At 44.9% G+C, this 11,560-nt stretch carries 7 protein-coding genes; 6 read left to right on the top strand and 1 reads right to left on the bottom strand.

Features of this window, described 5'->3' with window-relative positions; all coding sequences use genetic code 11:
- Positions 1 to 373: 373 nt before the first annotated feature.
- Positions 374 to 1,927 carry a lysine--tRNA ligase gene (gene lysS, locus QT984_RS22700; RefSeq protein WP_333056779.1) on the bottom strand — a complete coding sequence of 518 codons (1,554 nt, stop codon included), beginning with the start codon at positions 1,925 to 1,927 and terminating at the stop codon, positions 374 to 376.
- Between the two features lie 481 nt (positions 1,928 to 2,408).
- Here lysS and tkt point away from each other — a divergent pair, with 481 nt between their 5' ends.
- The 6 genes from tkt to QT984_RS22670 all read left to right on the top strand — a co-directional run bounded on the left by tkt (position 2,409) and on the right by QT984_RS22670 (position 11,545).
- Complete coding sequence (tkt, locus tag QT984_RS22695) at positions 2,409 to 4,424, top strand: transketolase (protein ID WP_333056780.1); 2,016 nt, start codon at positions 2,409 to 2,411, stop codon at positions 4,422 to 4,424.
- 559 nt (positions 4,425 to 4,983) lie between these two features.
- The gene (locus QT984_RS22690) at positions 4,984 to 7,782 is read left to right on the top strand and encodes a PAS domain S-box protein (RefSeq protein WP_333056781.1); all 2,799 of its coding nucleotides are present in this window, start codon (positions 4,984 to 4,986) and stop codon (positions 7,780 to 7,782) included.
- Positions 7,783 to 7,830: 48 nt separating this feature from the next.
- Positions 7,831 to 8,277, top strand: a complete 447-nt coding sequence (locus QT984_RS22685) for a response regulator (RefSeq protein WP_333056782.1) — start codon at positions 7,831 to 7,833, stop codon at positions 8,275 to 8,277.
- Positions 8,278 to 8,584: 307 nt separating this feature from the next.
- Positions 8,585 to 8,737 (top strand): hypothetical protein, encoded by a 153-nt coding sequence (locus tag QT984_RS22680; protein ID WP_333056783.1) that lies wholly within the window; start codon positions 8,585 to 8,587, stop codon positions 8,735 to 8,737.
- 91 nt (positions 8,738 to 8,828) lie between these two features.
- Positions 8,829 to 10,331, top strand: a complete 1,503-nt coding sequence (locus QT984_RS22675) for an ATP-binding protein (protein ID WP_333209123.1) — start codon at positions 8,829 to 8,831, stop codon at positions 10,329 to 10,331.
- Positions 10,332 to 10,456: 125 nt separating this feature from the next.
- Entirely contained in the window at positions 10,457 to 11,545 is a 1,089-nt protein-coding gene (locus QT984_RS22670; RefSeq protein ID WP_333056785.1) for a response regulator, read from the top strand.
- Positions 11,546 to 11,560 lie beyond the last annotated feature (15 nt).

The following is an 11,560-nucleotide window of genomic DNA, read 5'->3' as shown; positions in this document are numbered from 1 at the left end:
TGACGATATAAATAAACCCGCCCCCCTCCAACGGTAAATCGCAATGCACATTTTCTGCATAATTGTAGGGGCGGGTTAACCAACAATATTAGCCAATAATTGACGATATAAATAAACCCGCCCCCCTCCAACGGTAAATCGCAATGCACATTTTCTGCATAATTGTAGGGGCGGGTTTCACCAAAATATTAGCCAATAATTGACGATATAAATAAACCCGCCCCCCTCCAACGGTAAATCGCAATGCACATTTTTAGTATTTGATCGAAGTCAAGGTTGATGTAGGTTATTTGTCGGGTGGGGGCGGGTTTATATAGATTGTTTGTGGGAATTAAATGTTATTCGTGAACCCGCCCCTACAAAAAATTACGAATCAATCTTTGACCGGCCGCATTGTCGGGAACATCACCGCATCGCGGATGCTTTGAGTATTAGTTAAAAGCATCACCAATCTGTCTACACCGATACCCATTCCCGCACAATTAGGCATTCCCAAAGATAAAGCTTGAATAAAGTCTTCATCCATTGGATGCGCTTCATCATCGCCCGCATTTTTCTGTGCTAACTGTTCCTCAAACCGCTTTCTTTGCTCTTTCGGATCGTTCAATTCTGAGAAGCCGTTCGAGTATTCTGTACCGTTGATAAATAGCTCGAAACGTTCTACAAATCCGGGCTTGCTGCGATGTCCTTTTGCTAAGGGACTGACTTCAACAGGGTAGTCGATAATGAATGTAGGTTGAATGAGTTTGGGAACAACTAATTTATCAAAAACTGCATACAGCACGTAGCCTAAACTCTGTTGTTCTAACTTAGACAGGTGCAATTCTAACTTGGTTGCAGAGTCGATCGCACTTTCCAAGTCCAAACTGTCAAAATCCAGCCCAAACTCGTCTCTGACAGCTTCTACCATCGTTTTCACTTGCCAGTGTTTGCCCTTGAAACCGGGATATTTTTCGCTGTAGTCGAACTTGCGTTCTAAACTAATCGTTTCCCCCTGATTTTCAATTTCTTTGACATCCCCAAATACCGCCGCCGCTGCGAAACATATCACGTCTTCGACTACTCCTAAAATGTCGAAAACATCAGCATAAGCTTGGTAAACTTCTAAAGAGGTAAACTCAGGATTGTGGGTGCTGTCAATGCCCTCATTCCTAAATGCTTTCCCTAGTTCAAAGACTCGCTCGAAACCGCCGCAAATTGCTCTTTTTAAGAATAATTCTGGAGCGACTCGCAAATACAAATCCACCTCCAAAGCATTGTGGTGAGTGATGAATGGCTTAGCAGCAGCACCGCCGTAAATAGCTTGGAGTGTTGGCGTTTCTATTTCGTAAAAATTGGCTTGCCAGAGATAGGAACGGATGCTTTGAACGATGCGGCTTCGCAGCATAAAACGGTTGAGCGCATCTTGGTTGCTTGCCAAATCCATTTCGCGGTGACGGCGGCAAACTTCGGGGTCGTTAATTCCGTAATAAGAATCGGGAAATTGAATGGTAGCTTTTGATAAAAGCTTTAATTCCCTCACTAAAATAGAAAGTTCTCCCCTGGGGGTGCGGCAGCCGATACCTTCGACGCCGACAAAATCGCCGACATCGAGCAATTTTTTAATTTGTTCAAAGCTCAAACCGACTTCGCCGGTGACGATTGCTTTCTCGATTTTGAGTTGAATTTTGTCTGTGGCGTCTTTTAAATCGATGAAACCAATTTTGCCGCTGTCTCGCTTGGAAGTGATGCGGCCAGCTAATCGCAGGGAAATTTCTTCGGGGTCACTTTGTCCGTTTTCGAGTTCTTTTCCCGGCTGACTAAATATTTCGCGAACTTGCTTGGCTGTGTGCGATCGCGCGTAGGATTCACTGGGATACGGTTCTATGCCTTGCGATCGCAGTTCGTCTACTTTTTGACTGCGGACTTCGGCTTCACTGAGAGTCATTAGTTATTGCCTGATTAAAATTACAAATATCTGACATCTTGCACTATTCTGGCGATCGTGCGATCGAGCGTTGCTCAAATCAACGCCCCACACGAAAATTCCTCTTTGTGGAACAGGCATCTTGCCTGTTCGCGATCGAGCTGCAAAATGTCAGAAACACCAAACTCTATCATAACTGGGTGGCTTTGAGAGCCAATTTGCCAAATAAATAAGTTACACCCTCTCGTACCCCGATCTCACAGATCCGCACTCGCCCCAGAAATATCTCCGATAAAAATTTACAATCGACTGCACAAAGCGACCGAAACATTAAAAAATTAAGTTGTCTGTCGATCGCAACAGGTGAGATGATATGTAGTGCAGCCTCACGGCAGTTCCACAGAAACTGAACAGCAGAAACGCGAGCGATCGAACTCGGCTCATCGCACCTCTGTCAGAATCGACCACACACACTCTCTCTTAACATATAAAAACCAGAATTATGGCTGTTGCAACCCAATCACTCGAAGAACTCTGCATCAACTCTATCCGCTTTTTGGCCATCGATGCGGTAGAAAAAGCAAAATCAGGACACCCGGGACTGCCGATGGGCGCTGCCCCTATGGCCTTCGTGCTGTGGGATCGGTTCATGCGGTTCAACCCCAAAAACCCCAAATGGTTTAACCGCGATCGCTTCGTCCTCTCCGCCGGCCACGGCTGTATGCTACAGTACGCCCTCATGTACTTGACCGGCTACGATAGCGTCACCCTCGACGACATCAAGCAATTTCGTCAGTGGGAATCCAAAACCCCCGGACACCCCGAAAACTTCGTCACCGAAGGCGTAGAAGTTACCACTGGCCCCCTGGGACAAGGAATTGCTAATGCCGTCGGTTTGGCAATGGCAGAAGCTCACCTCGCTGCTAAGTTTAACAAGCCCGACCATAAAATTGTTGACCACTACACCTATGTCATCATGGGTGACGGCTGCCACATGGAAGGCATTTCTGGCGAAGCTTGTTCTTTGGCCGGACACCTCGGACTCGGCAAATTAATTGCTTTGTACGATGACAATCACATTTCTATTGAAGGCGACACAAGCTTGGCCTTTACTGAAGATGTGGGCAAGCGTTTTGAAGCTTACAATTGGCACGTTATTACAGTAGACAATACCGCTCTAGACGAAGATACTAACCTAGAAGCAGTTCACAAAGCTATTGAAGAAGCCAAAAAAGTCACGGACAAACCGTCCATGATTAAAGTCCGCACAGTTATTGGTTACGGTTCTCCTAACAAGCGCAATTCTTACAGTTCTCACGGTGCTGCTTTGGGTACCGATGAAGTGAAAGCAACTCGTGATTTCTTGAAGTGGGAACACGCACCGTTTGAGATTCCTGATGATGCTTTGTCACACTTCCGCAAAGCAGTCGATCGCGGTGCTCAAGCTGAGCAAGAATGGCAGAAAGCTTTTGATGCTTATAAAGCAGCATATCCTGCAGAAGCAGCAGAATATGAGCGCACAGTGGCCGGCAAACTTCCTGAAGGTTGGGATAAAGTTTTGCCGACATACAAGGCAGAAGATAAAGCCGATTCGACTCGGAATCATTCTGGAAAATGTTTGAATGCTTTGGCAGGTGTGTTACCTGAATTGATCGGCGGTTCCGCTGACTTGGCATCTTCTAACATGACTTTGCTTAAGGGTGAAAAAGACTTCCAAAAAGGTCAGTACGAAGGACGTAACCTGCGCTTTGGTGTGCGGGAACACGGCATGGGTGCGATCGCCAACGGTATGCTTTTGCACGGCGGTTTAATTCCTTACTGCGCCACTTTCTTGGTATTTGCTGACTATATGCGGGGAGCAATTCGCCTCTCTGCACTCTCGGAAGCTGGAGTTATTTACGTAATGACTCACGACTCCGTAGCCTTGGGCGAAGACGGCCCAACTCACCAACCCGTGGAAACCATCGCTTCTCTGCGCGTAATTCCCGATTTGTTGGTAATGCGCCCTGCGGATGGTAACGAAACATCCGGCGCTTACAAAGTGGCCGTTGAAAGCCGCACTCGCCCAACTTTAATGGCTTTGTCGCGCCAAAATCTGCCCAACTTGGCCGGAAGTTCGATCGAAGGAACAGCCAAAGGCGCTTACATTTTGTCCGACGACGGCGGCACTCCCGACATCATTTTAATCGGCACCGGCGGCGAAACCTACCTCTGCGTTGATGCCGCTGAAAAATTGCGCGCCGCAGGTAATAAAGTGCGCGTAGTTTCGATGCCTTGCTGGGAATTGTTCGACTTACAAGATGCCGCTTACCGCGAATCTGTACTGCCGAAAGCTGTTACTAAGCGGTTGGCCGTTGAAGCAGGTTCTAGCTTCGGCTGGGGACGTTATTTGGGTTCTGAAGGCGATAGCCTCAGTATTGACAGATTCGGTGCTTCTGCACCGGGCCCGGTTGCTTTAGAAAAGTTTGGCTACACCGTTGATAATGTGGTAGCTAAGGCTCAGGCGCTGTTGGGCTAATAGCAGCAGCATAATTTTTGGTGGGGCGGGCTTCGGGCTCGCCCCATTTTTTATAGCAGAAGGAAGAAGTTCGGCAACGGATTCGCTTCCTTCCGATGTAACGGATGGATGGAAGAAGGCTTTAGTTATTTAGAAGATAAGGAAGAAGGAAGGAAAAGCTAAAATCTAAAATCTAAAATCGGCATCTAGGGTTTCACTTCGTCATACCTCACATCTTGCACCATTGTCAGGAACAGGCTTTTCTGCCTGTTCCACAAGAAAATTCATCTCTTGTGGAACAGGCCGAAAAGCCTGTTCATAAAAGGATTGAGAATGGTGCAACATATGAGTTATACCCAACCTAGAGCTCGCTACAGCTCGCGAATCATTGAGAATTGCTATATTAAGACTTACGGAAGAAAAACCAGTTTCTACCACTATATTCGGTTTGGCAACGAGATTTTTATGAAGAAACCGGGTTTTTAGCCCCCCGTGCCTCCATAACTGTATATTTCAGAGAGTTAAGATAAGTTATAAGTTATTGCCTTAAATTACTCCTTCCCCATTTGCCATTCCGTTTATGATTTGGAATTTTTTAAATCACCTGTTATTCACGGGAAATTATATTCCTCAAGGCTACTGTTACCTTTGGCCGCCAGAGCTAGTCGCACTCCACATAGTGTCAGACTCTATCATTGCCCTGGCTTACTATTCAATACCCCTCTCGCTAATTTATTATTTTATCTTTCAGCGAAAAGACTTGCCCTTTCGCAATATCTTTTGGCTGTTTGCAGCCTTTATTATCTCCGGCGGCACTACTCATGTGATGGAAGTTTGGACGCTTTGGCATCCTGTTTATTGGGTTTCTGGGATTCTAAAAATTATTACCGCCGCGATTTCTGGTTACACCGCTTTTGCATTAATTCCTTTCGTTCCCCAAGCCTTAACTCTCCTGAGTCCAACTCAATTAGGGATGATCGATTCAATACTGCAAAAAGAAATAATTGAACGCCGAGAAACGGAAGCTCGCTATCAAACTTTAACTGAAGCTTCGCCGGTGGGAATATTTTATGCAGATGCTGGAGGAGACTGCTTGTATGTCAACGAACGCTGGTGTCAAATTTCGGGAATAACTTGTGATGAAGCTTTGGGCAAAGGGTGGTTGCAAGGCATTCATCCAGACGATCGCGATCGGGTTTGTTCTGAATGGTATAGCGCCGCGCAGGAGAAATTGCCGTTTAAATCTGAGTACCGCTTTCAAGGCATTAATCACCCTCAAATCAGTTGGGTATTCGGTCAATCTGTCGGTCAAATCGGAGAAAATGGGGAGGTTAAAAGTTATGTGTGTACTATTACTGATATTACAGAACGCAAGCAGATAGAAGAGGAAAATCGACGGCTCAATGAAACTCTGGAGCATCGAGTTTCTGAGCGCACTGCTCAAATCGAAATTTCTAACCACCAATTGCAAAAAGAAATAGCTTACCGCGAAAAAATTGCTCTCACTTTGTTGGAATTGACGCAACTGCAAAATGCTATTCTTAATAGCGCTAACTACACAATTATTTCTACCGATTCCGACGGTACAATTAAAACATTTAATCGGGCGGCAGAGCAACTTTTAGGTTATTCGCTAGAAGAAGTAGTGGGGAAAGTCACCATAGCAATAATTCACGAGCCTCTGGAGGTCGCTCAAAGAGCTGAAGTTCTTTCTCAAGAATTGGGAGTTAAAATAGAGCCGGGAATTCAAGTATTATTTACCTTGCCGTGCCGGGAAATCGCGGACGAAAATGAGTGGACTTATATTCGCAAAGATGGTTCGCGGTTTCCGGTACTGCTGTCGGTGACGGCCTTATTTGATAGTAGCGGAAATATTAACGGTTTTTTGGGTATTGGTCAGGATATTAGCGATCGCAAACAAGCAGAAAAAGAGCTGCGTGACCTCACAAATGCCATGCAAAATACCGTGGAAGGCATTTCGCTGCTTGATATTGAGGGACGCTACGTGAAGGTTAACCGAGCTTACGCTCATAAATGCGGTTACGAACCGGAACAAATGCTTGGCATGGAATGGCAGCTTACCGTACATCCGGGCGATGTTGAGATGATGCTCTCAGCTTATCAGGAAATGTTAATTTCTGGGAAAGTAGAAGTTGAAGCTAGAGGAGTCCGAAAAAATCGCTCGTTTTTTTATAAGCAATTAACGATGGTAAAATCTTGCGACGCACAAGGGATATTTAACGGCCACCACTGTTTTATGAAAGATATCACTGAGCGCAAACTAACTGAAACAGCTTTGCAGGAAAGCGAATTTAAGTACAGGCAAATAGTTGAATTAGCAGAAGAAGGTATTTGGGTAATTGACAGAAATGGTCTCACGAATTACGTAAACCACGCAATGGCGCGTATGCTAGGTTATAGTGAATTAGAAATGTTCGGTCGCCCACTTTTTGAGTTCATGGACAAATCGGAAAAAGAAAAAGCTCTCGATCATATCGAGCGACGGAAGCAAGGTATTGGCGATCAACACGAATTTAAATTCAAAAGCAAGGACGGCAAAGATATTTGGACTCATATGTCTACCAGTCCAGTCATGGACTCCCAGGATAATCTGCTGTCTTGTTGCGCCTTGGTTTACAACATTACAAGCCGCAAAGAAGCAGAGCAGCAAATGCTGCAACTGACAGAAGATTTGAAGCGTTCCAACGAGGAATTAGAACAATTTGCTTATGTGGCTTCCCACGATTTGCAAGAACCGCTCCGAGCCGTTACCAGTTACACTCAATTGCTTGCCCAGCGCTATCAAGGAAATTTGGACGATCGCGCAGATAAGTATATTCATTATATTGTCGATGGCGCCACCAGAATGCAGCAGTTAATTAACGATTTGTTGGCGTATTCGCGCCTGGGAACGAGGGGTCAGGAGTTTGAGCAGGCGGACTGCAACGCTGTGGTTAAGCAAACTATGTGCAATTTGCAAATTGCGATCGCCGAAACAAAAGCTGTAATCACCTGCGACGCGATGCCAACCGTGATGGCGGATGAATTTCAACTGGTGCAATTATTCCAAAATTTGGTCGCCAACAGCATCAAATTTTGTCGCCAAGATATCCCGTTGATTCATATCGCTGCCTGCAGGCAAGAGAGTGAATGGGTGTTCAGTGTCCGCGATAACGGCATTGGCATCGATCCGCAGTATGCCGATCGCATTTTCATCATTTTTCAACGCCTGCACGGACGCCGCCAATATTCCGGTACTGGTATAGGTTTGGCGATGTGCAAGCGCATTGTTGAACGCCACGGCGGTCGCATCTGGGTGGAATCCCAAGAGGGAAAAGGAGCGACTTTTTACTTCACTATTCCTATAATTAGTACCTGAAGCCTCAAAATTCAATTTTGTTTTTATACTTTAAAGGATACGCCAGTTATGAGCGATCGAAGCACTGTTAGACCTATAGAAATTCTGCTGATTGAGGATTCTCCCAGCGATGCGGATTTGGCAAGAGAAGTCCTCAGTCAGGGTAAAATATTGAATAACTTGCATTTTGTGGAGGATGGAGTCGAAGCAATCAAGTTTTTGCGCCAAAAAGAGCCCTATCTCAGGGTACCTCGTCCTGATTTGATTTTGCTCGATTTGCATCTGCCGAAAAAAAGCGGTATTGAAGTGCTAGAAGAAATTAAAACTGACCCCAACTTAAAATTAATTCCTGTAGTAATTCTCAGCACTTCAGCAGCGCCGGAAGATATTTTTAAGTCATACTCCCTCCACGCCAACTGTTACATAACAAAACCGGTAGACTTCATAGAATTTACTAAAGTAGTCAGGTTAATTGAGGAATTCTGGCTGGCCGTCGTCAAACTTCCTCTAAATTAAACGAACAGATGCTTCGCTTATGAGCGCTCTAATTTTTTTTAACCTATGGAAATTATGCTGGTGGATGATTTGCTCAGCGAGGCTGAATGGGGTTTATAAAAGCTGGCTACCAGCCAATTTTTAACAATTTGCCTAAGAGTAGGAAATATGGTATTAGCAATAAAATTTTTGAATAAAGAAGGCTTTTCTGTTCGGGTTTGCGTCCCGATTTAATTCTGCTGGACTTAATTTTGTATAAAAAAACGGTTGGTAAATATTGATATAAATTAATTCAGCACTCAAGTTAAAAATGATTCCGGTGGTAATTATGACAAAATCCATAGCCGATGAAGAGATTCTCAAGTCTTATGCCCTGTCAGCCCGGTGCTACATCACTAAGCCTATCGATTTTAGTCAAGTCGCTAAGCTGGTGAGATGGATTGAGGATTGGTGGCTGGTGGTGGTGACAGTTCCCAAATAATAATTTTCAAGTTGAAAATGGCAAGGGAAAGCAAAAAAGTTTAACCTAAGATTGGTAGAGTAAAAATTTTACAGTCAAAAACGTCTAAGCTATGTGGATTAAGATTCTGTTAGTAGAAGACAATCCTGCTGATGCTGATTTACTTGCAGAACTGTTAGAAGTATCTGTGGGCGTCGAGTGGGAACTGGTGTCTGTTGAGTTCCTGCATGAGGCGATCGCACAATTGTGTAAACAACCCTTTGATGTCGTTTTGCTCGACCTTTCTTTGCCCGACAGCCGCGGTTTGGAAACCCTAACTCGCCTGCGAGAAGTTGCTCCTGATGTGCCAATGGTGGTAATGACAGGCTTGGACGATGAGGCGATCGCCCTAGAAGCAGTTCGCTTGGGAGCTCAAGACTATATTGTTAAAGGTCAAATTACTACTCAATTATTAGTGCGGACGATCCGCTACGCGATCGAACGATCTCAAACATTTCAAATGCTGCGGGAAAGCGAGCGCCGCTTTCGGGCGATTTTTGACTCGTCGTTTCAGCTAACCAAGCTGCTGACTCCGCAAGGAATTGTGCTGGAAGTCAACGAGACAGCCCTCGATTTTGCCGGATTGCGATCGGAAGGTATTGTGGGCCGCCCAATTTGGGAAATGGCGATTTGGGCCCAGTCGCCACAGGTTTCCGAACAATTGCAATTCGCGATCGGCAAAGCAAGTCGGGGCGAGTTTTTCCGCAGCGAAATCGACTTATTAGGCAAAAGCGGCCAAATTATGACAGTTGATTTCTCACTGAAACCTGTTAAAAATGAAACAGGACAAGTTTTGCTGCTGATTGCCGAAGCCCGTGACATTAGCGATCGCAAACGAGCAGAAGCGGAAATTCTCAAAGCCCTCGCACGAGAAAAGGAACTTTCACAACTGCGAGCTAAATTTGTCACAATGGTTTCCCACGAGTTCCGCACACCTTTGACAACCATCCAATTTTCCGCTGGATTGCTGCAAGATTACAGTTCTCAGTGGCCCCAAGATAAAAAATCTACTCATTTTGTGCGGATTCAATTAGCAATTAAACGCATGACAGAGTTATTAGAAGATATCCTCGTAATTGGCAAAATCGAAGCCAATACCTTGCAGTTTCAACCGGTTTCCTTAAACCTCGAAAAATTTTGCCGTCAACTGGTAGAAGAGCAGCAGCTCAACGACAGCAACCAACACCCGATCGCCTTTCAATATGAAGGCGGCAACTGCGATGCTCAAATGGATGAAAAACTGCTGCAGCAAATCTTGGGAAATGTCCTCTCAAATGCCATCAAATATTCCCCCGTCGGCAGTACAGTTTCCTTGCACCTCAACTGTCAAAACAACGAAGCTGTGTTCCAAGTTCAAGACCGGGGCATCGGCATTCCCCAAGCCGATCGAGAGCGGATATTAGAAACTTTTTACCGAGCTCCAAATGTCGGCACTATTTCGGGAACAGGTCTCGGTTTAGCAATTGTGAAGAGGGCTGTGGAACTTCACGGCGGCCAACTCGCGATCGAGAGTCAAGAAGGAAAAGGCACAACTTTCACTATTACCTTGCCTTTAATTTACACCCCCAGTCAATAACAACTGAATTATTAACTATACATATCCGCAATTTAACGATTAATTAAGCCCCTAACAAACAAACTTATCAAGTATCTGAACCCAGAATTTTTACGAAAAACTACTAACTACAAGGAGCTAGCACCGTGGCTAAGATTTTGGTAATAGAAGACGAAGAAGCGATTAGAGAGAATATTTTAGAGTTGCTGGAAGCCGAGAATTTTGAAGGAATAGGAGCGAGTAATGGCCAAGTCGGCATCAAATTGGCGATCGAAAAAATCCCCGACTTAATTTTGTGCGACATGATGATGCCGGAAGTAGACGGTCACGGCGTCATCAAAGCTTTGCGCTCCGAACCATTGACTGCCACAATTCCGTTTATTTTCCTCACAGCCAAAGCCGATAAAGTTGACATTCGCACGGGCATGGAACTGGGAGCTGACGATTACATTACTAAGCCCTGTACGCCCCAAGAACTGCTAAAAGCCATTGCTATTAGACTTGAAAAACAAAAAACAATTAGCCGACAATCTCAAAAGACGCTAGACGAATTACGCACTAATATTAGTATGTCGCTGCCCCACGAATTGCGGACTCCTTTGAATGCAATTCTGGGCTTTTCTGAGCTAATTCTGTCAGAATATCAGGTCTTAGAGGAATCAGATATCTTAGAGATGATCGGTCAAATTCAAACTTCCGGTCATCGCTTGTATCGGCTGATTCAGAACTTTTTGCTGTATGCAGAACTGGAGATAGCAGCCACCAATCCCGAACTGCTAAAGGAGATGCGAAACAGCGAATTTAGCTGTGTAAAATCTTTGCTGAGTCAAAAAGCGCGGCAGCAAGCAAAACACGCGAATAGAACAGACGATTTACAATTGAACTTGCAAGATTCATCGGTAGCCATTGATTCTGTGAGGCTCGCAAAAATAGTTGAAGAATTATTGGACAATGCCTTCAAATTTTCTTTAGAAGGAACGCCTGTTTTATTAAGCACTTTCGTCGAAAATCAGACTTTTATTCTGTCTGTTAAAGACCAAGGCCGCGGTATGACTACCGATCAGATTGCACAGCTAGAAGCTTACAGGCAGTTCGATCGCAAACTTTACCAACAAGCAGGTTTGGGATTGGGCTTGGCTATCGTTCAACGCCTTGTAGAATTGCACGGCGGAGAATTTAAAATAGAAAGTTTGCCGCAGCAAGAAACCATAGTTTGCGTTTCCCTGCCTGTCTAAACCATTTTAGATTTT

The organism is Microcoleus sp. Z1_B2 (assembly GCF_036700325.1).
GTDB lineage: Bacteria > Cyanobacteriota > Cyanobacteriia > Cyanobacteriales > Microcoleaceae > Microcoleus.
This window is presented reverse-complemented; position numbering and strand designations above follow the sequence as displayed.